Source organism: Avibacterium volantium (assembly GCF_900635775.1).
GTDB lineage: Bacteria > Pseudomonadota > Gammaproteobacteria > Enterobacterales > Pasteurellaceae > Avibacterium > Avibacterium volantium.
Genome location: NZ_LR134167.1, coordinates 1,945,915 through 1,967,715, shown reverse-complemented (window position 1 = coordinate 1,967,715; position 21,801 = coordinate 1,945,915). Strand labels below are relative to the sequence as shown.

Sequence of the window (21,801 nt, the reverse complement as noted above, 5' to 3'; positions counted from 1 at the left end):
GTATGAAATTATTCAAATTATCTAAGAAAGCATTGTTATTGGTTACTGCGATGGGAGCAATGTGTTCATCTTATACCCTAGCAGCGACTGAGATTAAAGTTTCTTTTAATCAATCAGATAAACACCCTCAGTATCAGGCCCTGCAACAATTTGGTGAGCAGCTCACTAAAGCGACAGATGGACGTTATAAAGTGAGTGTTTTTCCAAATGAATTATTAGGTGATCAGCGAGCATCATTAGAACTAGTACAAAATGGTGCGATTCAAATGGCGGTGGTAGCAAATCCATTAGTTGAAAATTACGATAAAACCTTTGCTGTATTAGGTATTCCATATGTATATGCGAATACAGCACACCAAAAGAAAGTATTTACTTCTGGTATTTTAGATGATTTGTTTGCGTCAACACAGAAATTTGGTTTTGAAGTGCTTACTGCCTATACAGCTGGTGCGAGAAGCCTTTACACCAAAGATGCGCCAATTAAAACCAAAGCTGAATTAAAAGGCAAAAAAATCCGTGTTTTACAATCTGATACTATGATTAAAATGCTTTCTTGTATGGGGGGAACGGGGGTTCCAATGAACCAAGGTGAAGTTTATACCGCAATTCAGCAAGGTGTGTTAGATGGTGCAGAAAATAATGAGATTACTTATGCAGATCTAAAACAATATGAAGTCGCCCCTTATTTTTCTCGTACAGGGCATTTACGAGTGGCTGATTTATTAGTTGTGAGCGATATGTTCTTATCTACAATGACACCACAAGATCAAGCGACATTGAAAAAGCTAGCAAAAGAGAGTACAAAAACTGAATTTGAACTTTGGAATGCTCAAATTAAAAAAGCAGAAGAGTTAGCGAAAGAAAAAGGAGCAACTTTTGTGGAAGTGGATACCACCGAATTCCAACAAAGTTGCCAATCATTGCAAGAAGAGCTAATTAAAACACCAGCTCAGAAAGCACTCTATGAAAAAATTATTGCATTGAAATAAAACATTATGGGATAGATAGTTGATATCTATCCCTTATTTATTGGGAGAGAATAGCATGTATATTCTGTTTGGAATTAAAAAAATTATTGATCGCCTACTCGAAGGTATTTGTATTTTTATTGTTGCGTTAATGACAATCTTAATTACTTATCAAGTAGTTTCGAGATATGTATTTAATAGCCCAAGTGCAGTGAGTGAAATTCTCTCTCGATATCTTTTTGTTTGGCTTATTCTTTTTGCTGGAGCTTATGTTTTTGGACTAAGAGAGCATATGGAGATTGCTTTTCTAAAAAATAAACTTTCAGCGAAAGGACAAATTATTGCTAATACCATAGCTGAATTAGCAATTGCGGCTTTTGCTATTGGTGTGATGATTTTTGGTGGTTATAGTGCAACCTTACGTCAGATGTTTCAATTGGATTCAGCATTACAAATTCCAATGGGATTTATTTATTCTGCGATCCCAATTAGCGGGATATTGATTGTGTTTTATGTTATTTGTAATTTAATAAAATTTTATCAGCCTAATGAAAAATAGATTATAGAGAGGAAATGATTATGGATCTTGCCACAACAGCAGCATTAGTAATGTTAATCGGTACGGTATTTTTCCTCGTGATTGGCACGCCAATCAGTATTAGTGTTGGAATTTCATCTGTTGCCGCAATGTTGGTTATTCTCCCATTTAATGGTGGAATGGTAACTTCTGCTCAGCGAATTTTCGTAGGTTTGGATTCTTTCGCATTATTAGCCATTCCCTTTTTCATTTTGGCTGGAAATATAATGAATAGTGGGGGTATTGCTATTCGTTTAATTAACTTTGCGAAATTATTTAGTCGCTTTCTGCCAGGATCGCTTGCTCAAACGAATATTATTTCCAATATGTTATTTGGCTCTATTAGTGGATCTGGAGTAGCCTCAGCAGCTGCGGTTGGGGGAATAATGTCGCCAATAGAGAAAAAAGAAGGGTATGATCCTCGTTACAGCGCTGCTGTGAATATTGCTTCAGCTCCTACTGGAATGCTAATTCCACCAAGTAATACGATTATTGTTTATGCCACTGTTGCAGGCAGTGTATCTGTTTCTGCCTTATTTATGGCTGGTTATTTACCTGGAATTTTATGGGGTGTTGCGGTAATGATTATTGCAGCACTAATGGCAAAGAAGAGAGGATATATTAGTCATGAAAAGATGAGTTTTACTCAAAGTATTCCCGTAATTTTTGCAGCACTTCCTAGTCTTTCTTTAGTATTTATTGTTATTGGAGGGATTCTTGCAGGGATATTTACTGCGACAGAAGCTTCAGCCATTGCTGTTGTGTATTCATTAATTTTAAGTATTTGTTACCGCACTTTATCTTTTAAAGCATTGCCGCAAATCTTTTTGCAAACAGCAAAAATGTCTGCCATCGTGATTTTTATGTTGGCAACTTCATCTGTGATGTCGTGGGTGATGGCATTCACACAGATTCCAAATATGATAGCCTCTGGATTACTGTCTATTACAGATAACCCAATTCTCATTCTGTTAATTATTAACTTAATTTTATTAGTGATTGGAACCTTTATGGATCCAACGCCAGCTGTTCTTATTTTTACACCTATCTTCTTACCGATTTGTACTTCTCTTGGAATGAGTCCAATTCAATTTGGTATTTTGTTGGTTTTTAATCTTTCACTAGGTACAATAACCCCTCCAGTTGGCCCAATTTTGTTCACTGGCTGTAAGGTGGGGAATATTGAAATTGAACAAGTAATAAAAACGCTACTTCCATTTTTTGTAGCCATTTTTATTACGTTAATGTTGGTAACTTATATTCCTGCAATTTCAATGTCAATTCCTGAATTAATGGGATTAGTGAAGTAGTAAATTTTATGTTTAATGATATTATAAACATTCCACAATTACTCGGTATTTTAGCTTTTATATTAGGAGTAATTTGTTTTTATCAAAAGAATGATAAAAAGCTCAAAATTGTGATGTTGATTCAAAATATCACTTATATGAGCCATTTTATTTTATTAGGTGCAAATGTAGCGGCATTAAGTTCGTTACTTTCCACCTTAAGAACGGCAACGTCCATTTATGTTTCATCAAAATATATTGCCTTCTTTTTTGTTTTATTAGGGATTATTTTTGGCTATGTCATTGCAGATTCCGTTTGGCAGGTTTTTCCGATTATTGCTTCAACTATTGGAACGATTTCATTATTTTTATTAAAAGGCATTCCAATGCGTTTATTTATGTTAGTCGGCTCAGCTTGTTGGCTAACAAATAATATTTTAGTGGGATCTTTAGGTGGCGTGTTATTAGAAAGTACTGTTATGGCGGTAAATACCATCACCATTATTCGTTTAATGCGTCAAACTCATAGATAATGATTCATTTCATCTTTAATTCATAGGAGAATTTTTATGAAGAAATTATTAATTGCAACACTTTTCGGTGCATTATTTTCAATGAATGCGGCAGCAGAAGCTTCAGCTAAGAGCTATAACGTGGCATTTGAATCACAAGCGCCAGTATTAGATGGTAAGCTTGATGAAGCCGTGTGGGGCAAAGTGCAAGGAGTAACGGATTTTGTTAATCCTTGGGAACAAGCACAAATGCCAAAAACAGAATTTAAGGCGTTTCACGATGATCAAAATTTTTATTTCTCTTTTGATGTAGAAGATCCGAATGTTTTAATTTATGACACCACCGATCACGAATGGATGGTTGCGCGTGAAGACCGTGTAGAATTATTTATGGCACCGGGCGAAATTGATAAACAGCAAGCAGATGGAAAATATCCAAAATATGTTGCCTTGGAAATGGATTACAAAGGCCGCACCTTATCAATGTTGCGTGATGTTGAAAAAAATATTAATGCAGAATGGGATCCAAAAACCTTAGAAACTGTGGGCGTTCGCACAGAAAAAGGTTATACCCTTGAGGGTAAAATTGCGCTTAGTGAATTAAAAGAACATAATTTAATTCAAGGCAATAAAATCCGCGCAGGGGCTTATCGTGCGGAATTTTCTATTATTAAAGGAAAAGGCAAAGAACAAGCAAATTGGATTACTTGGGTTGATCCAAAAACAGAAAAACCAAATTTCCATATTAATTCTTCATTCGGTGAATTTGTGTTAGAGCCGAAGAAATAAAATATAAAAAATAAGCCTCTGTTTATAGACAGAGGCTTATTAGTTTTATTCAGCAAACGGATCGCGTAAAATCATTGTTTCAATGCGATCTGGGCCAGTTGAAAGAATATCCACCGGTACACCTGTTACTTCCTCAATGCGTTTAATATACTTGCGCGTGTTTTCTGGCAATTTATTCACATCGGTTACGCCAAAAGTGCTTTCTTTCCAGCCAGGGAGGGTTTCATAAATAGGCTCAACGCCTTCCCAATCTTTTGCCGCGAGCGGAGCAAATTCAGCGATTTCACCATTTGGCATTTTGTAACCAACACAGATTTTGATTTCATCAAAACCATCTAGCACATCAAGTTTAGTTATACAAAAACCTGAAATGGAATTCACTTGAATAGCACGGCGCATTGCCACAGCATCAAACCAACCACAACGGCGTGGACGACCAGTTACTGCGCCAAATTCATTCCCTTTACGTGCAATTTCAGCACCCACATCGTCAAATAATTCTGTTGCAAATGGGCCACCGCCAACGCGGGTGCAATAGGCTTTGATAATCCCTAACACATAATCAATATGGCGTGGGCCAAAGCCAGAACCTGTGGAAACCCCACCAGCTGTAGTGTTTGAACTAGTTACATAAGGGTAGGTGCCTTGGTCAATATCAAGCATTGTGCCTTGTGCGCCTTCAAACAGAATGTTATCGCCATTTTTGCGCGCAATATCAAGAATTGCAGTAACATCAGCAACCATTCCAGTAATAATTGGCGCAACTTCTTTGATTGCTGCCAAGGTTTTTTCGTAATCAACTGGCTCAACTTTATAATAATGTTCAAGTTGGAAGTTGTAGTAATCTAAAATATTTTTGAGTTTTTCAGCGAAACTTTCAAGATCGAAAAGATCGCCAACACGCAATCCACGGCGCGCCACTTTATCTTCATAGGCAGGGCCAATACCACGGCCGGTTGTACCAATGGCTTTTTTGCCCAATGCAGCTTCACGAGCGTGATCCATTGCAACGTGATAAGGCAAAATTAATGGACAAGCTTCTGAAATTAGCAAGCGATCGCGCACATTGATGCCACGCCCTTCTAATTCGCCCATTTCTTGCATTAAGGCTTCTGGTGAAAGCACAACACCATTACCGATTAAACAGGTGACGTTTTCACGCAAAATACCCGATGGAATCAGACGTAACACGGTTTTTTCACCGTTAATAATCAGGGTATGCCCTGCATTGTGTCCGCCTTGATAACGCACCACATATTTTACGCGATCCGTTAATAGATCAACGATTTTCCCCTTACCTTCATCGCCCCATTGAGCGCCTAAGATAACAACACTTTTTCCCATAAATTCCGCCTTGTATGCTGAGTTGTAATGAATGAAGAAACAGTGGGTTACTTTACTATTTTATGTGTGTAATCTCAATGGAAAATCTGTTTTTCTTTTTGATCTTCCTCATTGAAAGTGCGGTTAAAAATGGGGAATTTTTTGTGATCTCGCACAGAAAATCAGATTTAATAAATTGAAAATTTTCGTAGGCTATGCTTTAATTCAGGCACTTCCCAAATAATCGTATTAAGGTTTAATCGATGTATTCAGGTTTTCTTATTGGCCTATTGTTTGGCTTTTTGTTACAACGTGGGCAATTCTGTTTTGTGTCTGGCTTTCGGACGCTTTATACGCAAAAAAATATCCGTTTTTTGACCGCACTTTTTATTGCCATATCTATCCAATCGGTGGGATTTTTTACCCTTGCGCAGTTTAATCTCATCACCATTCCCACAAGCCAGTTACCTATTTTCGCCACGCTGTTAGGGGGATTGCTGTTTGGTATCGGAATGAGTTTGGCGAATTGCTGTGGTAGCGGGGCCTGGTTTCGTAGTGCTGAAGGAGCAGTGGGGAGTTATTTGGCGTTGCTGAGTTTTGCCCTTACAATGGCAGCCACGCAATCAGGGATTTTAAAATATCAAATTAATGCCCTGTTAGAAAATCCTACCCCGCTGGATAATATTTATCTCACCTTTAATCTTTCCCCTTGGATTTGCGTGATTTTGCTGATTTTTATTACCGCACTTTTGCTTTATTACTATATCAAACATCCGCGTTATCAATTTCCGCAAGAGCCTAGCGCAGCGTTGATTTTGCCTAAAATTTTTGCTCGCACTTGGCACCCTTTTCTCACCGCCGTTGCCATTGGGTTGTTAGGTGTTGTGGCGTGGTGGTTGAGTGCGAAAGCTGGGCGAAATTTCGGCTTTGGCATTTCTGTGCCTTCTGCCAATGTGGTGCAATATGTGGTAACTGGACAGCAGCGTTACTGGAATTGGGGTACGCTTTTTGTGCTAGGCATTCCACTGGGGGCGTTGCTGAGCGCTAAATTAGCAGGCGAATTGCATTGGCGTTTCCCTGAGCCGAAAGGCGTGTTGCAACGTATTTTGGGCGGTGCCGTAATGGGCATTGGCGCCGCTTTAGCAGGCGGTTGTACCGTAACCAATGCGTTAGTTTCCACCGCCTATTTTTCTTGGCAAGGCTGGCTGGCAACTTTGATGATTATGCTGGGTTGTTGGCTCACTTCTGCTTTTATCAAGCCCACAAAATGTGGCGTTTAATTCTAATCAAAAGGAAATCTTATGAAAATGAAACCCATCTTATTGGCGGTCGCTGTGAGCGTGGCGTTGTCTGCTTGTGATGATCGCACGGTGAAAGTGATTGATACCCCTGAATTGCTCAAGCAGCTTGAGAATCCTGATTTTGTTATTGTGGATACAAGGCAAGACAGTTTATATAACGGTTTCAAAGATAAAAACGCCACAAGGGGCGGACACATCAAAGGGGCAGTGCAATTTAGCTGTGATTGGATTGGCAATATTCAACCTGAAAAATTTAAATCTTTTGTCGAAGGGAAGGGGATTACCAAAGAAAAGAATCTGGTTTTTTATGATAGCAATGCCGACAATTTAGATTGCGTTACCGCCGAGTTCGCCGCAAAAGGCTACAAAGTTCATCGTTTTAACGATTTTATCAGCTATGTCAATGCGGATTATCCGCTGGAATCCTTTGCGAATTTCCAATATAGCGTTTCGCCACAATGGGTGAATTCAGCATTAAAAGGTGAAAAACCAGAAACCTTAACCAATGACAAGGTAATGCTGTTTGAAGTGTCTTGGGGCAGTTTGGAAAATGCTAAATCTTACACCCAGCACATTGTGGGCGCTTACCATTTTAATACGGATTGGGTGGAAAACGATCCCGTATGGAATTTGTCTTTCCCTGATGTGATTGAGCAGAACTTGCTAAAAAATGGCATCACAAAAGACAAAACAGTGATTTTATATTCTGACAACCAGCTCGCCGCCTACCGCATTTTCTGGGCGTTGAAATGGGCTGGCGTGGAAGATGTTCGCGTGCTAAACGGCAATCTTGGCACCTGGGTGGACGCAGGTTTACCAACGGAAACACAGGTCAATATTCCGCAGCCTGAACGCCAATTTGGCACAAAAATTCCTGCCAATCCACACATTGATATTGCCACGCCACAGCAGGTTATCGATGCACAAAAACAAGGCTTAAAGCTGATCAGTAACCGAGCGTGGGACGAATACACAGGCAAGATCAGCGGCTATGATTATATCCCCGGCAAAGGCGAACCGCAGGGCGCAATTTGGGGATTTGCTGGTACGGATTCTTCCAACTTAGCGGATTATTACGATCCCGATAACACCTTACGCAATCCAAATGAGATCTTTGCCTTATGGCAAACACAAGGCATTCACAAAGGGGATAAATTGGCGTTTTATTGCGGCACGGGCTGGCGTGCAGGCGTTTCTTGGTTTATCACCCAACTGGCAGGCTGGCAAGATACGGCAATTTATGACGGCGGTTGGAATGCATGGCAAATGGACAGCAAATACCCTGTACAAAAAGGTGCTCCCAATAACCAAAGCAAGCCAGATAGCCAAAATGATTTCGGCAAAGTGATGAAGAAAGGGAATTCTTGCAAAAGCTAGCCATAAAAAAATGGAAAATCTGAAATAAAAAATGTGCGAAAAAACCACCGCACTTTTAATTTCATACGAAAAATAAACCCCAAGGCAAATACCTTGGGGCTTTTTTTATCTAGGATATAAAAACATCATTTGGCAATTTTCCCAAACTCCGCAAAAAACGTTGGGAACGTTTTAGCGGTGCATTTAGGATCGAGAATGGTTACCGGGGTGTTGGAAAGTGCTACAAGGGCGAAGCACATTGCCATTCGGTGATCGTTATAGGTTTCGATTTCCGCTGGTTGGAATTGATCTAACGGTAGCGGTTGAATACGAATGTAATCTTCGCCTTCTTCCACTTCTGCACCGATTTTGCGTAGCTCGGTGGCCATTGCGCTAAGGCGGTCGGTTTCTTTTACGCGCCAGTTATAAATATTGCGGATCACGGTTTCCCCATCGGCAAAAAGCGCGGTGGTGGCAATGGTCATTGCGGCATCGGGGATATGGTTCATATCCATATCAATGCCTTTGAGATTGCCTTTTTCCGCTTGAATGAAATCTTCTCCCCAAGTGATTTTCGCACCCATTTTATCTAACACATCGGCAAATAAGCGATCCCCTTGAATGGAATTTTTGCCGATTCCGGTAACTTTCACTTTTCCTTTAATGGCGCCTGCAGCAAGGAAATAAGAAGCGGAAGAGGCATCGCCCTCCACTAAATAGCGTTTTGGTGAAATGTAACTTTGGTTGCCTTGTACAAAGAACGTGCGGTAGCCATCATTACGCACGGTGACGCCGAAATCTTTCATCATTGCAAGGGTGATGTCAATGTAAGGTTTGGAAACCAGATCACCGATGATTTCAATTTCCATATCCCCTTCTGCAAGTGGCGCGGCCATTAAAAGTGCGGTCAAAAATTGCGAAGAAATTGAGCCGTCAATTTGCACTTTTCCGCCTTTTAAACCGCTATTTTGAATGGCAATGGGCGGGTAGCCTTCATTTTCTAAATAGCTAATATTCGCGCCAACTTGACATAATGCGTCCACCAAATGCTTAATTGGACGCTCTTTCATTCGCGGTTCACCCGTTAAAATGATTTCCGCAGGCACTTCCCCTTTTAAGCATAATGCGGCACTCAAAGGTCGCATCGCCGTTCCCGCGTTGCCAAGATAAAGGGATAAACCACCTTGCCATTGAAATGCCCCGCCCACGCCTTCAATTTTGCATTCACGCTTATCTTGTGAAAGCTGATACTTTACGCCTAAGGCTTGTAAAGCGTTGAGCATATGGCGAATGTCATCGCTGTCGAGCAAATTTCGCACCTGTGTTGTGCCTTTGGCAAGCGCGGCTAATAACAAGGCGCGGTTGGATAAACTCTTTGAACCGGGGAGATTAATTTCCCCTTCCACAAACGAAATAGGTTGTAGCGTTAATTTTTCCATATTCCCTTTAGCCCTTATTTAATAGATTCAAAAGTGCGGTGAAAAATTTGTCATTTTCTTCTGGCAGCCCAATGCTTACGCGTAAATGATTCGGCATTCCATAACCTGCGATGGGACGCACAATCACGCCCTCGCGCAATAATTGTTCATAAATAGGTTGTGCTGGACGTTTAAAATCAATGGTGATGAAATTGCCTTTGGACGGAATATATTCCAGCTGATGTTGCTGGCAAAATTGTTCATAGCGTTGCATTTCAGTGCGGTTGTTTTCTGCCACTTTTTCGACGAAAGCATAGTCTTTCAGCACTGCCACAGCTGCGGAAAGTGCCAGTACGTTGCAGTTAAACGGCTGACGCACACGGTTTAATAAATCCGCAATTTCAGGGTTAGACACCGCATAGCCAATGCGTAATCCTGCCAATCCGTAAGCTTTGGAAAGGGAACGAGAAATAATTAGATTTGGATATTTTTTCGCAAGGGCAAAGGAATCAATGCGTTCTTCTGGGCGAGTAAATTCTGTATAGGCTTCATCAAGCACCACAATGATATGGGCTGGCACTTGTGCTAAAAATTGTTCAATTTCTTGCTGGGAAAGGAAATTTCCTGTTGGATTATTCGGGTTCGCAATGAAAATGAGCTTGGTTTTGTCATTGATCGCTTGCAAAAAGCCGTCTAAATCGTGTCCCCAATTTTTGGCAGGGATTTCTCTTGCCACCGCATTAATGGCTTTGGTAACCAGCGGGTACACAATAAAGGCGTATTGCGAATAAATAATTTCATCTTTTTCACTTGCAAAGGTGTGAGCAAACAATTCCAAAAGATCATTTGAGCCATTGCCAAGGGTGATTTGCTCTGGTTGCACACCAAATTTCTCGGCGATTACGGCTTTTAACTCAAAACCGTTGGCATCGGGGTAACGGGTTAAATGGAGCAACTGTGCTTGGATCGCTTCAATGGCACTTTGCGGAAAGCCAAAAGGGTTTTCATTTGAAGCGAGTTTTACAATATTTTGAATGCCCAACTCACGTTCTAATTCTTCAATGGGTTTTCCCGCTTGATAAGGGGAGAGGGATTTCACGCCCTCATTTGCAACATCAATAAATTGCATTGTAATTCCTTGTGTTGATATTTCAGTTTATTTGCTTGCGATTACATTCATAATCAAACGTGTTATAAAAAAGATCAGCGATTTTCGGCAGCAAATTTTTCCATAAACGCAATTAAGGCTTTTACTCCTTCAATCGGCATTGCGTTATAAATAGACGCACGCATTCCGCCAATCACCTTATGGCCTTTTAAGGCTTGCAAGCCTGCTTCAGTGGCTTGGCTAACAAACTTCATATTCAGTTCATCGTTGCCCGTGGTAAAAGTAACGTTCATTAAAGAGCGGTTGTTTTTCGCCACAAAATTATGATAGAAATCGCTTTGATCTAAATAATCGTAAAGCAGCTGTGCTTTTTCTTGATTGCGTTTTTCCGCCGCTTTTACGCCACCGCGTTCGAGCAAATATTTGAACACCAAAGAACACAAATACCACGCAAAAGTTGGTGGCGTGTTGATCATAGAATCGCTATTGGCTTGCACTTCATAATTCCAAATAGATGGCGTGGCTTTGCGTGCTTTGCCGATTAAATCTTCGCGCACGATCACAATGGTGATGCCCGCTGGGCCAAGATTTTTCTGCGCGCCTGCATAAATAATGCCAAACTGGTTAATATCCACTTCGCGCGAAAGAATATTGGAAGACATATCCGCCACTAATACTGCATTGCCCACCTTTGGCACATCAAAAATTTCCACGCCACTAATGGTTTCATTCGGGCAATAATGCACATAATCATACTGATCGGCAATATCGCTGAAATCAAGGCGATCCACTTTTAATTCGGCACCTTCGGATAAAATATTGATCTCATCGACTTCACAGAATAAACGGGCTTCTTTGGCTGCTGTCGCCGACCAATGACCACTGGTTAAATATAACGCCTTGCCTTTTTCGCCAATTAAATTCATCGGCACTGCGGCAAATTGTCCGCGCGCTCCACCTTGTAAAAAGAGAATTTTGTAATTATCAGGAATATGATAAAGCGTGCGGAAATCTTTTTCTGCTTGGGTAATCAGTTCCATAAACAGCTTACCGCGGTGGCTCACTTCCATAACTGAAGTGTGCTGACCTTGCCAGTTTAATAATTCCTCTTGCGCTTGTTCTAACACTTCGCGCGGCATCATTGCAGGGCCTGCGCTAAAATTAAATACCTGTGTCATTTTTCGTTCCTAATTATGATGGTTGTGTAAAAAGAATTTGTTAGTTTTATCACCTCAAGGGAGGCGGATCAACCGCTTTTATTTAATTCAGAAAAATTTTTGATTTTCCCCACAAAAAATGGCGGAATACTTTGACGAAAAAAGCAAAAAAGACTACATTAACCCACGCAATGGCGTTTTCGCCCACTGAATTTATATTAATCCCACTAGAGAGTTAAATTATGGAAACTGTGAATAAACAATCTTTCCAAGATGTCTTGGAGTATGTGCGTATGTATCGTTTAAAAAACAAACTATTGCGTGATATTGATGACAATAACCGCAAAATCCGTGACAACCAAAAACGTGTACTTTTATTAGACAATTTAAACCAATATATCCGCGATGATATGAGCGTGGAAGACATTCGCGTAATTATCGAAAATATGCGTGATGACTATGGTACGCGCGTGGACGAATACCGTATCCGCAACGCGGAACTCGCCACCCAACGCCGTGAAATCAGCGCAAAAATGAAAGAGCAGAAAAAAGCGCACGCTGAACAACGTGCGAAAAAATAACCATATTGAACAAAAAGGGAATGATAAATCATTCCCTTTTTACTTATGTGTTCAATTACTCATTGGTGTAATACAATTTACCAATTTCGATTTTTTGTCTGCCGTTGGCTTCGCGCCATTTGTTGGTATCACGTAAGGAATAAACGCAGCCGCAATATTCTTGTTGGTAGAAACGTTCGCGTTTGCTGATTTCGATCATTCGTTGTGAGCCACCGCCTTTACGCCAGTTGTAATCCCAATATTCCACATCATCATATTTTGATGCCGCGCGATGTCCGCAGCCGTTAATTTGGTTCATATCTTTCCAGCGAGAAATACCTAAACAGCTCGTGAACACGGGGAAACCATTTTCGTGCGCATATTGTGCGGCTTTTTCAAAACGCATATCAAAGCACATTGTGCAGCGAATGCCACGCTCTGGCTCGTTTTCCATTCCTTTCGCACGATCGAACCAGTTTTGCCGATCGTAATCGGCGTCAATAAAAGGAATACCAAATTTTTCTGCAAAGCGGATATTTTCTTCTTTACGGATTAAATATTCTTTTAACGGGTGAATATTCGGGTTGTAGAAATAAATGGTAAATTCAATGCCAGAGGCCAAAATGGCTTCCATCACTTCACCCGAGCAAGGGGCGCAGCAAGAATGGAGCAGCAATTTTTGGTGTCCATTTGGCAAGGTTAATTTTTCACGCACAAAAGGCGCGTTCGGATCTTTTTTCGCTTTACGCGAAGTGCGGTGCGATTTTTGTGAAAATTCCACCGCACTTTTGTTTGTTTCGTGATTGGTTTGTTGTTCCATAATCAATAATAGCTAAAAATAAAATTAGGTTGTTCTATCCACTGATAAATAAGCCAAAGAAATCAGTGCTTGTTTATACTCACTTTCAGGCAAAATGGCAATGGCATCAATGGCTTTTTGTGCTTCTTGACGTGCGCTGTCGATGGTGTATTCAATGGAGCCATATTGCGCCATTATGGCAAGCACGTCATTTAAAATTTCACGTTGCCCACCTTGTTCAATGGCATTGCGAATAAGCTGGCGTTGGCTTTCATCACCGCTGTGCATTGCGTGTAATAATGGTAAAGTCGGTTTGCCTTCAGCAAGATCATCACCAATATTTTTGCCTAAGGTTTGCGCGTCTGCTTGATAATCCAACACATCATCAATAAGTTGGAATGCGGTGCCGAGATAGCGTCCGTATTGTTGTAACGCAAGCTCTTGCGCTTCGCTCGCTCCTGCTACAATGGCGGAACACTGCGTTGCGGCCTCAAATAAACGCGCGGTTTTGCTATAAATAACACGCATATAACTTTCTTCTGTGGTATCAGGATCGTTCATATTCATTAATTGTTGAACTTCCCCTTCTGCAATCACATTGGTGGCATCAGACATTATTTTTAGAATTTTCAGCGAATTAGTATCCGTCATTAGCTGAAAAGAACGAGTGTAAATGTAATCGCCCACCAGCACGCTGGCCGCATTGCCGAATTCGCTATTAGCCGTGGGTTTGCCGCGGCGCATTTCCGATTCGTCCACCACGTCATCGTGCAACAAGGTTGCGGTATGAGTAAACTCAATGAAAGTGGCACAATTAATATGCTCTTCCCCTTGATAACCAAGTGCATTAGCAGCCAACACGGCAAGCATTGGGCGAATGCGTTTGCCACCACTTTGAATTAAGTAATAGCCCAGCTGATTAATCAGCGGTACGTCCGAATTAAGCTGCGCCAAAATTTTGGCATTAACTTTCTGCATATCCTCATTGATGAGCATTTGGATTGCATTTATATCCATAAGATTGCGTTTATCTATCATCGTGAATGTTGTTTATCATTGCCTAAAGTGCGGTTGATTTTACCTGATTTTCTTGGCTTTCTGAAATCAAACCAGCGTAAATCTAACTTTTTTTATTTTATTGCAAATAAATTCTTGCTATCGGCTTTGTTTTTCCGTAGAATTTGCGACCTATTTATATGAATTTTGATGTGCTAAATGAATTAAACATTAAAGCACAATGTATAGCGGAGTATTTATGTACGCAGTTTTCCAAAGTGGCGGTAAACAACACCGAGTAAGCGAAGGTCAAGTTGTTCGTTTAGAGAAACTTGAAGTTTCAACTGGCGAAAGCGTTGAATTCGACTCAGTGTTAATGGTCGTTAATGGTGAAGATGTTAAAATTGGTGCGCCAGTTGTTGCTGGTGCAAAAGTAGTGGCTGAAGTGGTTTCACACGGTCGTGGCGATAAAGTTAAAATCGTTAAATTCCGTCGTCGTAAACACAGTCGTAAACAACAAGGTCATCGTCAGTGGTTCACAGAAGTGAAAATCACTGGGATTCAAGCATAATTTCAGAGGAGATCAAGTAGATGGCAACTAAAAAAGCTGGTGGTTCAACTCGTAACGGTCGCGATTCTGAAGCTAAACGCCTTGGTGTTAAACGCTTCGGTGGCGAATCTGTATTAGCAGGTAGTATCATCGTTCGTCAACGTGGTACTAAATTCCACGCAGGTGCTAACGTAGGTATGGGTAGAGATCACACTTTATTCGCAACTGCTGATGGTAAAGTAAAATTTGAAGTTAAAGGCGAGAAAAATCGTAAATACGTTAGTATCGTAGCTGAATAATTTTACAAATAAACAGAATAAAATGCCTCACAGTTTTGTGGGGCTTTTTTGTTATTAGCCTATATAATCCACATCATTTCAAAAAATTTTGCGTGCTAATATAGAAATTGCCAAAGCAGTCTCCATATAGCAATTTCAACCGCGTAAAAGATAAAAAGAGAACATCGCCCAGATTAAGGAGGAAATGTAATGAAACAACAACCCCTATTAGGATTTACATTTGCCTTAATCACCGCAATGGCTTGGGGTTCACTGCCTATTGCTTTAAAGCAAGTGTTAAATGTAATGACACCACAAACGATTGTTTGGTATCGCTTTATTGTAGCTAGTTCTGCCCTATTGCTATTTTTAGGATTAAGCAAAAAATTGCCTAAGCTCTCACAGCTTAACCGCTATTATGTGGGCTTGCTAGTTTTTGGCATTATCGGGCTTTCAGGCAACTTCTCTTTATTTAATACCTCATTGCAATTTATTGAACCCTCGGTAGCACAGATTTTTATCCATCTTTCTTCCTTTGCGATGCTGATTTGTGGTGTGATTATTTTCAAAGAACGGTTAGGTTTGCACCAAAAAATTGGACTGGTGATTTTAATTATTGGTTTAGGGCTATTTTTTAATGACAAGCTCAGCCAATTTACCCAACTAAATGGGTATTTAATCGGGGTATTATTAAGCGTCTGCGCCGCCTTAATTTGGGTCGCTTATGGGTTGGCACAAAAATTGATGCTACGCCAATTCACAGCACAACAAGTGCTATTAATGTTTTATTTTGGTTGTGCAATGGTCTTTACGCCCTTTGCACAGGTTTCACAAGTACAGGGGCTAAGTGGTTTAACCTTAGCTTGTTTTATTTACTGTTGTTTAAATACATTGATCGGCTACGGTGCTTATGCCGAAGCCTTAAACCGCTGGGAAGTAGCAAAAGTGAGCGTGGTTGTAACGCTGGTGCCATTATTTACCATTGCGTTTTCCCATTTGCTCCACGCGATCGATCCGCAAGATTTTTCTGCGCCAGATCTCAACAACCTAAGCTATATTGGCGCGTTCGTGGTGGTGCTTGGTGCAATGTTCTCAGCAATTGGACACAAATTTATAAAGAATAAGAAATAGGAGAAAAAATGAAGTTTATTGATGAAGCCTTGATTCGTGTTGAGGCTGGTGATGGCGGAAATGGCTGTGTGAGTTTCCGCCGCGAAAAATTTATCCCGAAAGGTGGGCCTGATGGCGGTGATGGCGGTGATGGCGGTGATGTGTATCTTGTTGCCGATGAAAACCTTAACACCCTGATCGACTACCGTTTTGAAAAACGTTTTGCCGCAGGACGTGGTGAAAATGGCCGCAGCTCAGACTGCACAGGGCGCCGTGGTAAAGACATCACTCTAAGAGTGCCAGTAGGAACGCGTGCGATTGATAACGACACCAAAGAAATCCTCGGAGATTTAACCAAGCACGGTGCCAAAATGCTGATTGCCAAAGGGGGCTATCACGGTTTAGGCAACACCCGTTTTAAATCTTCAGTAAACCGTGCGCCACGACAAAAAACCAACGGCACGCCAGGGGAAAAACGCGATCTATTATTAGAATTAATGCTACTCGCAGATGTAGGAATGTTAGGCTTACCAAATGCCGGCAAATCCACCTTTATCCGTGCGGTTTCTGCGGCAAAACCAAAAGTGGCTGACTACCCTTTCACCACCTTAGTGCCAAGTTTAGGGGTAGCTCGTGTGGGTGAAAATCGCAGCTTTGTGGTGGCTGATATTCCAGGGTTGATTGAAGGTGCAGCAGAAGGGGCAGGATTAGGTATCCGCTTCTTAAAACACTTGGAGCGTTGCCGAGTGCTGCTTCACCTTGTGGACATCAACCCAATTGATGGTAGCGATCCTGCGGATAACATTGCCATTATTGAAAGCGAGCTTTTCCAATATAGCGAAAAACTTGCCGAGAAAACCCAATGGCTGGTGTTCAACAAAATCGACACGATGTCTGATGAAGAAGCGCACGAACGTGCTAAAGAAATCGTTGAGCGCGTGGGCTGGGAGGGGGATTATTATTTAATTTCCGCCGCTACGGGTAAAAATGTTGAACCGCTTTGCCGTGATATTATGGACTATCTCGATGCCCACCCAAGGGAAGATGAGAAAGAACCTGAAAATCCAGAAGAAGTGAAATTCAAGTGGGACGATTATCACCAAGAACAATTGGCTGAACATCAATTTGATGATGAAGATGACGATTGGGACGATTGGTCAGATGAAGATGATGAAGGCGTAGAAATTATTTATAAACCATAACAATAAGGGCAGAATTTTCTGCCCTATTTTTTATCTTTATCTAGCAATCAAACTAAAATTCGCCCAAATAGGCAAACTCAAAGCGATGAAAAAGAGCAATGATAACGTTGGATAACTCAATTTGGTTTTCGTCAAAATCGGCAATGCAATGATTGCCACTAGCACTAAATGTAGGAAGAAATAAAGCCCCAAGGCAAATTTATTATAAAAAACCACCGCACTTTGGTGTGCAAGGTAAATTAATACCGTGGATAAAATGCCATTCAATAATAAAAAAATCATCATCACAAGTGGCAATAAGGCGATGAAACCTTGCAAGCGGTTTTTCGCAATCACCAAAAAGAGATTTGCCAGAATCACGCCCATAAAGAGTTGCCCGAAGAAATTGTAAGGCAGTAAAGCAAGCCAAGGAAGTTGCATAAAAATCAAGGAATAAACGACCACGCCAAGCACACCTAACAATGCACCCAATAATAAAATAGATTGACGTAATTGCGTATCTGTCGGTTGAAACCAAATTGCCAGTGAAAGCCCAATACCGCACAGGCTCACCATATCCGTCAGCGCATAATGATAATTTGAGAATAAACTTAACAGCAACCAAAATCCCCAATAAACGAACAAATAGCCATTGACTTTGACTAAACGCCCTCGTTGCCCGTTACAAATTTGTCCTTTATGAAACACCAGTACACATAATAATTGCGCTGCAAGCACCGCTAAGCTCAAATGAGAAATGGCTTTGGGTTGCCCTTGTAAATATAATGCAAAGCTATCCACCAAAATTAACAAACAAAGTGGAATGGCGCTTAACATAAAGGTGAAAGATTTAGATTGGCTTTCTGACATAATTTTTCCTTTTTATCCAAATAGGTGGCACATTATGCAGAAATTTAAAAGTGCGGTCAAAAATCTATGAATTTTTCTCCTTGTTATAGGACATATTCCCCCCTAAAATAATAAAAATTTTCACCGCACTTTAATGAAGGGATTTATGCTACTGAGCATTTTGTATATTGTGGGCATCACCGCCGAAGCGATCACGGGGGCATTAGCCGCTGGTCGTGAAAAAATGGATATTTTCGGCGTGATCATCATCGCCTCAATGACTGCCATTGGCGGTGGCTCGGTGCGTGATGTGTTGCTTGGGCATTATCCCCTTGGCTGGGTGAAAAATCCTCATTATTTTATTATTGTTGCCAGCGCTGCGGTGCTAACGGTGGTGATTGCACCGTTCATTCGCCATTTTATGCGCTATTTTCGCACCATTTTCTTAGTGCTAGATGCCTTAGGGCTTATCGTGTTTTCCATTATCGGCACGCAGATTGCATTAGATATGGGGCATAGTTTTATTATTGCGATTATTGCGGCAATTATAACCGGCGCATTTGGTGGCGTGTTGCGGGATTTGCTGTGCAACCGCATTCCCCTTGTCTTCCAAAAAGAGCTGTATGCCAGTGTTGCATTGCTGGCGGCAAGTATTTATATTGGCTTGCTTCAGTTGAATATTAATCACAATATCGTAATCGTGGTAACCCTCGCTTGCGGTTTCACCATTCGCTTGCTCGCCATTCGTTTTGAGTGGCATTTGCCAGTGTTCGATTATCAAGAACAGGAAATCGCCGAAAAGCAAGCCGATGACAAACTGCCGAAAAAAATCAAATAAAAATTAAAATAAGGATAAACAATGACGAATTTAGTAGAAATGGGTAAACAAGCCAAACAAGCGGCTTTTGTGTTGGCGCAATGTAGTGAGAAAGAAAAAAATCACGCGCTTCAATGTATCGCCGATCAATTAGAACAACAAGCTGATCGCATTTTGGCGGAAAATGAAAAAGACATTCAAGCCGCTCAACAAAATGGTTTGTCGGAAGCCTTGATTGATCGTCTATTGCTTACGCCTGAACGGCTACACGCCATTGCCCAAGATGTTCGTCATATTATTTCTCTGCCCGATCCTGTGGGTAAAATCATTGACGGTGGCACCTTAGACAGCGGGCTAAAAATCGAACGCGTGCGCGTGCCTTTAGGGGTGGTGGCAACTATTTATGAAGCGCGACCAAACGTAACCATTGATGTGGCCAGCCTATGCTTAAAAACAGGCAATGCGGTGATTTTACGCGGTGGCAAGGAAACCCAACATTCCAACAAAATTTTAGTCGAAGTGGTGCAACAAGCCTTATTACAAGCCAATTTACCGCAATATGCTGTGCAAGCCATTACTGATCCAAACCGTGATTTAGTGATGCAATTAATGAAGCTGGATCGCTATGTGGATATGCTTATTCCAAGGGGCGGCGCGGGCTTACATCAGCTTTGTAAAGAAAATTCCACCATTCCTGTGATCGTTGGGGGCGTGGGCGTATGCCATATTTTCGTGGAAGAAAGTGCCGATTTAAACCGTGCATTAGCGGTGATCAGCAACGCCAAAACGCAGCGCCCAAGCACTTGTAATACCCTTGAAACCTTGTTAGTGCAAGAAAGCATCGCCGCACAATTTTTGCCAATGTTGGCGGAATTTAGCCAATCGAAAATAAAATTTCACGCAAATTCCACCGCACTTTCTATTTTAAGCGATGCAGGCGCGCAAGTTGTGCCATTGCAAGAGCAGGATTTACAACAAGAATGGGGTTCGCCTGATCTCAACGTGGTGATTGTTAAAGATATTAATGAAGCGGTGGCCTTTATTAATCAATATGGTACGCAACATTCTGATGCGATCTTAACTAGCTCGCAACCTCTTGCGCAGCAATTTATCAATCAAGTGGACAGCGCGGCGGTGTATGTCAATGCAAGCACACGCTTTACCGATGGCGGACAATTTGGCTTAGGGGCAGAAGTGGCGGTAAGTACACAAAAACTCCATTCCCGTGGGCCAATGGGATTAGAAGCGCTCACTTCTTACAAATGGGTGGGCGTGGGCGATTATTTAGCGCGCCCTTAATCCTTTAGTGATAAATTGAAAATTATTCGATTATTCGGGCTAAAATTTTATAATATCAAAACGTCATTTTAAAAATGGCGTTTTTTATTTAATTTTATAAAATAATATTTGACAATGTTCAATGAAATCGTTATTTCTAGGGCATTCTAATACAACATCATTGATTCTTTATAGGAAGGTAAAACTATGTCAACTCTCTCTGTGGCAAAATTCGGTGGAACTAGCGTTGCAAATCATAGCGCAATGAGCGCTTGTGCAAATATTGTAACCGCTGATCCCAATACGCGTGTGGTGGTACTTTCTGCTTCGGCAGGTATCACCAATTTATTGGTTGCGCTTGCTAATGGTAAAGACGCAGAAGAACGTGCGAAACTCATCGCAGAAGTGCGTCAAATTGAAGAAGCGATTTTAGCTGAGCTTAAAGACGACAGCGAAGTGCGGACAAAAATTGAAGAAATTTTAAAGCATATCGAAAGCTTGGCTGATGCCGCAAGCGTGGCTGCTTCACCGGCTTTAACAGACGAATTGATCTGCCAAGGGGAAATGATGTCCACCTTGCTTTTCGTTCAAGTGTTAAAAGAGCTTGGCGCAAAAGCCGTTTGGGTGGACGTGCGTACCATTGTGGCAACCAACAGCCATTTCGGTAAAGCCGCGCCAGATGACGAGCAAACGCAGAAAAATAGCGATGCGCTATTAAAACCGATTCTTGCTCAAGACAACGACACAATGATTATCACGCAGGGCTTTATTGGACGCGATCCACAAGGCAAAACCACCACCTTAGGGCGTGGCGGTAGTGATTATTCTGCGGCACTTTTAGCAGAAGTGTTAAACGCCAAAGACGTGTTAATTTGGACGGACGTAGCGGGTATTTACACCACCGATCCACGCATTGTGCCAGCAGCACAACGCATTGACACAATGAGCTTTGCGGAAGCGGCAGAAATGGCAACATTCGGGGCGAAAGTGTTACACCCTGCAACCCTGCTTCCAGCGGTTCGTAGCAATATTCCTGTGTTCGTAGGTTCAAGCAAAGCACCACAAGATGGCGGTACTTGGGTAACCAAAGATCCGCAACCACGTCCAACTTTCCGCGCTATTGCCTTACGCCGTGATCAAACCTTGGTAACGCTTTCCAGCTTAAGTATGCTACACGCACAAGGTTTCTTAGCCAATGTGTTCAACATTTTAGCGAAACACAAAATTTCTGTGGATACCATCACCACTTCTGAAGTAAGCGTGGCACTCACCTTAGACAAAACAGGCTCTGCTTCATCAGGCGCGGAAATGCTCTCGCCAGAATTGCTTGCGGAATTAAGAGAAGTGTCTAGCGTGAAAGTGGATACAGGCTTATCTTTAGTGGCATTGGTGGGTAACGATCTGCACATCACCGCAGGTATCGCAAAACAAATTTTCGATACCCTAGAAGCCTACAACGTACGAATGATCAGCTACGGCGCAAGCACCAACAACATTTGTATGTTAGTCCAAAGCGAACAAGCTGATGATGTAGTCAGAGCATTGCATTTGAATTTGTTTGAATAATATAAAAAATAAGGCGGAA

The 21,801-nt window shown here is 41.5% G+C and carries 22 protein-coding genes; 15 read left to right on the top strand and 7 right to left on the bottom strand.

Going from position 1 to position 21,801, the window contains the following annotated elements:
• Positions 1-2 precede the first annotated feature (2 nt).
• Genes ELZ61_RS09285 through ELZ61_RS09265 form a run of 5 tightly spaced genes read left to right on the top strand, consistent with a single transcriptional unit; the run spans position 3 to position 4,135 of the window.
• Entirely contained in the window at positions 3-989 is a 987-nt protein-coding gene (locus tag ELZ61_RS09285) for a TRAP transporter substrate-binding protein (protein ID WP_126373149.1), read from the top strand.
• 55 nt (positions 990-1,044) lie between these two features.
• A complete protein-coding gene (locus ELZ61_RS09280; protein ID WP_197717457.1) occupies positions 1,045-1,527 on the top strand; it encodes a TRAP transporter small permease in 483 nt (160 codons plus the stop codon).
• Positions 1,528-1,547: 20 nt separating this feature from the next.
• On the top strand, positions 1,548-2,855 hold the full coding sequence (locus tag ELZ61_RS09275) for a TRAP transporter large permease (protein ID WP_126373147.1): 1,308 nt from the start codon (positions 1,548-1,550) through the stop codon (positions 2,853-2,855).
• Positions 2,856-2,863: 8 nt separating this feature from the next.
• Positions 2,864-3,367 (top strand): YgjV family protein, encoded by a 504-nt coding sequence (locus ELZ61_RS09270; RefSeq protein WP_126373145.1) that lies wholly within the window; start codon positions 2,864-2,866, stop codon positions 3,365-3,367.
• Between the two features lie 36 nt (positions 3,368-3,403).
• The gene (locus ELZ61_RS09265) at positions 3,404-4,135 is read left to right on the top strand and encodes a carbohydrate-binding family 9-like protein (RefSeq protein ID WP_126373143.1); all 732 of its coding nucleotides are present in this window, start codon (positions 3,404-3,406) and stop codon (positions 4,133-4,135) included.
• A 45-nt stretch (positions 4,136-4,180) separates the two neighbouring features.
• On the opposite strand, the gene purA is transcribed toward ELZ61_RS09265, so the two are convergent.
• Positions 4,181-5,479, bottom strand: coding sequence for an adenylosuccinate synthase (purA, locus tag ELZ61_RS09260; RefSeq protein ID WP_126373141.1), 1,299 nt, complete (start codon positions 5,477-5,479; stop codon positions 4,181-4,183).
• A 242-nt stretch (positions 5,480-5,721) separates the two neighbouring features.
• On the opposite strand from purA, the gene ELZ61_RS09255 reads away from it, so the two are divergent.
• Together ELZ61_RS09255 and ELZ61_RS09250 are read left to right on the top strand one after the other, a co-directional pair.
• Positions 5,722-6,738, top strand: a complete 1,017-nt coding sequence (locus ELZ61_RS09255) for a YeeE/YedE family protein (protein WP_126373139.1) — start codon at positions 5,722-5,724, stop codon at positions 6,736-6,738.
• Between the two features lie 21 nt (positions 6,739-6,759).
• Positions 6,760-8,136 carry a rhodanese-like domain-containing protein gene (locus tag ELZ61_RS09250; protein ID WP_197717456.1) on the top strand — a complete coding sequence of 459 codons (1,377 nt, stop codon included), beginning with the start codon at positions 6,760-6,762 and terminating at the stop codon, positions 8,134-8,136.
• A gap of 125 nt (positions 8,137-8,261) precedes the next feature.
• On the opposite strand, the gene aroA is transcribed toward ELZ61_RS09250, so the two are convergent.
• The 3 genes from aroA to serC form a co-directional block, all read right to left on the bottom strand.
• Positions 8,262-9,554, bottom strand: coding sequence for a 3-phosphoshikimate 1-carboxyvinyltransferase (gene aroA, locus ELZ61_RS09245; RefSeq protein ID WP_126373137.1), 1,293 nt, complete (start codon positions 9,552-9,554; stop codon positions 8,262-8,264).
• Between the two features lie 7 nt (positions 9,555-9,561).
• Positions 9,562-10,662, bottom strand: coding sequence for a histidinol-phosphate transaminase (gene hisC / locus ELZ61_RS09240; protein ID WP_126373135.1), 1,101 nt, complete (start codon positions 10,660-10,662; stop codon positions 9,562-9,564).
• A 74-nt stretch (positions 10,663-10,736) separates the two neighbouring features.
• A complete protein-coding gene (gene serC / locus ELZ61_RS09235) occupies positions 10,737-11,819 on the bottom strand; it encodes a 3-phosphoserine/phosphohydroxythreonine transaminase (RefSeq protein ID WP_126373133.1) in 1,083 nt (360 codons plus the stop codon).
• Positions 11,820-12,040: 221 nt separating this feature from the next.
• Here serC and ELZ61_RS09230 point away from each other — a divergent pair, with 221 nt between their 5' ends.
• Positions 12,041-12,379, top strand: a complete 339-nt coding sequence (locus ELZ61_RS09230; RefSeq protein ID WP_126373131.1) for a DUF496 family protein — start codon at positions 12,041-12,043, stop codon at positions 12,377-12,379.
• Between the two features lie 55 nt (positions 12,380-12,434).
• Here ELZ61_RS09230 and ELZ61_RS09225 read toward each other — a convergent pair whose 3' ends face one another.
• A complete protein-coding gene (locus ELZ61_RS09225) occupies positions 12,435-13,178 on the bottom strand; it encodes an epoxyqueuosine reductase QueH (protein ID WP_241969689.1) in 744 nt (247 codons plus the stop codon).
• 24 nt (positions 13,179-13,202) lie between these two features.
• On the bottom strand, positions 13,203-14,174 hold the full coding sequence (ispB, locus tag ELZ61_RS09220; protein WP_126373129.1) for an octaprenyl diphosphate synthase: 972 nt from the start codon (positions 14,172-14,174) through the stop codon (positions 13,203-13,205).
• A gap of 238 nt (positions 14,175-14,412) precedes the next feature.
• Between ispB and rplU the strand changes: the two genes are divergently transcribed.
• From rplU to cgtA, 4 genes are all read left to right on the top strand, one after another.
• Positions 14,413-14,724, top strand: coding sequence for a 50S ribosomal protein L21 (gene rplU, locus ELZ61_RS09215; RefSeq protein ID WP_103853280.1), 312 nt, complete (start codon positions 14,413-14,415; stop codon positions 14,722-14,724).
• 20 nt (positions 14,725-14,744) lie between these two features.
• Entirely contained in the window at positions 14,745-15,002 is a 258-nt protein-coding gene (gene rpmA, locus ELZ61_RS09210) for a 50S ribosomal protein L27 (protein ID WP_103853279.1), read from the top strand.
• A 189-nt stretch (positions 15,003-15,191) separates the two neighbouring features.
• Positions 15,192-16,112, top strand: a complete 921-nt coding sequence (locus tag ELZ61_RS09205; RefSeq protein ID WP_126373127.1) for a DMT family transporter — start codon at positions 15,192-15,194, stop codon at positions 16,110-16,112.
• Positions 16,113-16,120: 8 nt separating this feature from the next.
• Positions 16,121-17,293, top strand: coding sequence for an Obg family GTPase CgtA (gene cgtA, locus ELZ61_RS09200; protein WP_126373125.1), 1,173 nt, complete (start codon positions 16,121-16,123; stop codon positions 17,291-17,293).
• 36 nt (positions 17,294-17,329) lie between these two features.
• On the opposite strand, the gene ELZ61_RS09195 is transcribed toward cgtA, so the two are convergent.
• A complete protein-coding gene (locus ELZ61_RS09195) occupies positions 17,330-18,142 on the bottom strand; it encodes a hypothetical protein (protein WP_126373123.1) in 813 nt (270 codons plus the stop codon).
• A gap of 145 nt (positions 18,143-18,287) precedes the next feature.
• On the opposite strand from ELZ61_RS09195, the gene ELZ61_RS09190 reads away from it, so the two are divergent.
• From ELZ61_RS09190 to lysC, 3 genes are all read left to right on the top strand, one after another.
• On the top strand, positions 18,288-18,959 hold the full coding sequence (locus tag ELZ61_RS09190) for a trimeric intracellular cation channel family protein (RefSeq protein WP_126373121.1): 672 nt from the start codon (positions 18,288-18,290) through the stop codon (positions 18,957-18,959).
• A gap of 21 nt (positions 18,960-18,980) precedes the next feature.
• Entirely contained in the window at positions 18,981-20,237 is a 1,257-nt protein-coding gene (gene proA, locus ELZ61_RS09185; protein ID WP_126373118.1) for a glutamate-5-semialdehyde dehydrogenase, read from the top strand.
• 186 nt (positions 20,238-20,423) lie between these two features.
• On the top strand, positions 20,424-21,782 hold the full coding sequence (lysC, locus tag ELZ61_RS09180) for a lysine-sensitive aspartokinase 3 (protein ID WP_126373116.1): 1,359 nt from the start codon (positions 20,424-20,426) through the stop codon (positions 21,780-21,782).
• Positions 21,783-21,801 lie beyond the last annotated feature (19 nt).

Excerpts from the sequence above, each read along its gene's own strand:
- ELZ61_RS09285 (WP_126373149.1), top strand. The coding sequence starts at position 3 with ATGAAATTATTCAAATTATCTAAGAAAGCATTGTTATTGGTTACTGCG.
- proA (WP_126373118.1), top strand. The coding sequence starts at position 18,981 with ATGACGAATTTAGTAGAAATGGGTAAACAAGCCAAACAAGCGGCTTTT.
- serC (WP_126373133.1), bottom strand. The coding sequence starts at position 11,819 with ATGACACAGGTATTTAATTTTAGCGCAGGCCCTGCAATGATGCCGCGC.
- ELZ61_RS09270 (WP_126373145.1), top strand. The coding sequence starts at position 2,864 with ATGTTTAATGATATTATAAACATTCCACAATTACTCGGTATTTTAGCT.
- ELZ61_RS09255 (WP_126373139.1), top strand. The coding sequence starts at position 5,722 with ATGTATTCAGGTTTTCTTATTGGCCTATTGTTTGGCTTTTTGTTACAA.
- purA (WP_126373141.1), bottom strand. The coding sequence starts at position 5,479 with ATGGGAAAAAGTGTTGTTATCTTAGGCGCTCAATGGGGCGATGAAGGT.
- ELZ61_RS09205 (WP_126373127.1), top strand. The coding sequence starts at position 15,192 with ATGAAACAACAACCCCTATTAGGATTTACATTTGCCTTAATCACCGCA.
- ELZ61_RS09250 (WP_197717456.1), top strand. The coding sequence starts at position 6,760 with ATGAAAATGAAACCCATCTTATTGGCGGTCGCTGTGAGCGTGGCGTTG.
- lysC (WP_126373116.1), top strand. The coding sequence starts at position 20,424 with ATGTCAACTCTCTCTGTGGCAAAATTCGGTGGAACTAGCGTTGCAAAT.
- ELZ61_RS09190 (WP_126373121.1), top strand. The coding sequence starts at position 18,288 with ATGCTACTGAGCATTTTGTATATTGTGGGCATCACCGCCGAAGCGATC.
- ELZ61_RS09230 (WP_126373131.1), top strand. The coding sequence starts at position 12,041 with ATGGAAACTGTGAATAAACAATCTTTCCAAGATGTCTTGGAGTATGTG.
- cgtA (WP_126373125.1), top strand. The coding sequence starts at position 16,121 with ATGAAGTTTATTGATGAAGCCTTGATTCGTGTTGAGGCTGGTGATGGC.
- ELZ61_RS09225 (WP_241969689.1), bottom strand. The coding sequence starts at position 13,178 with ATGGAACAACAAACCAATCACGAAACAAACAAAAGTGCGGTGGAATTT.
- aroA (WP_126373137.1), bottom strand. The coding sequence starts at position 9,554 with ATGGAAAAATTAACGCTACAACCTATTTCGTTTGTGGAAGGGGAAATT.
- ELZ61_RS09280 (WP_197717457.1), top strand. The coding sequence starts at position 1,045 with ATGTATATTCTGTTTGGAATTAAAAAAATTATTGATCGCCTACTCGAA.
- ELZ61_RS09265 (WP_126373143.1), top strand. The coding sequence starts at position 3,404 with ATGAAGAAATTATTAATTGCAACACTTTTCGGTGCATTATTTTCAATG.
- hisC (WP_126373135.1), bottom strand. The coding sequence starts at position 10,662 with ATGCAATTTATTGATGTTGCAAATGAGGGCGTGAAATCCCTCTCCCCT.
- ELZ61_RS09195 (WP_126373123.1), bottom strand. The coding sequence starts at position 18,142 with ATGTCAGAAAGCCAATCTAAATCTTTCACCTTTATGTTAAGCGCCATT.
- rpmA (WP_103853279.1), top strand. The coding sequence starts at position 14,745 with ATGGCAACTAAAAAAGCTGGTGGTTCAACTCGTAACGGTCGCGATTCT.
- ispB (WP_126373129.1), bottom strand. The coding sequence starts at position 14,174 with ATGGATATAAATGCAATCCAAATGCTCATCAATGAGGATATGCAGAAA.
- rplU (WP_103853280.1), top strand. The coding sequence starts at position 14,413 with ATGTACGCAGTTTTCCAAAGTGGCGGTAAACAACACCGAGTAAGCGAA.
- ELZ61_RS09275 (WP_126373147.1), top strand. The coding sequence starts at position 1,548 with ATGGATCTTGCCACAACAGCAGCATTAGTAATGTTAATCGGTACGGTA.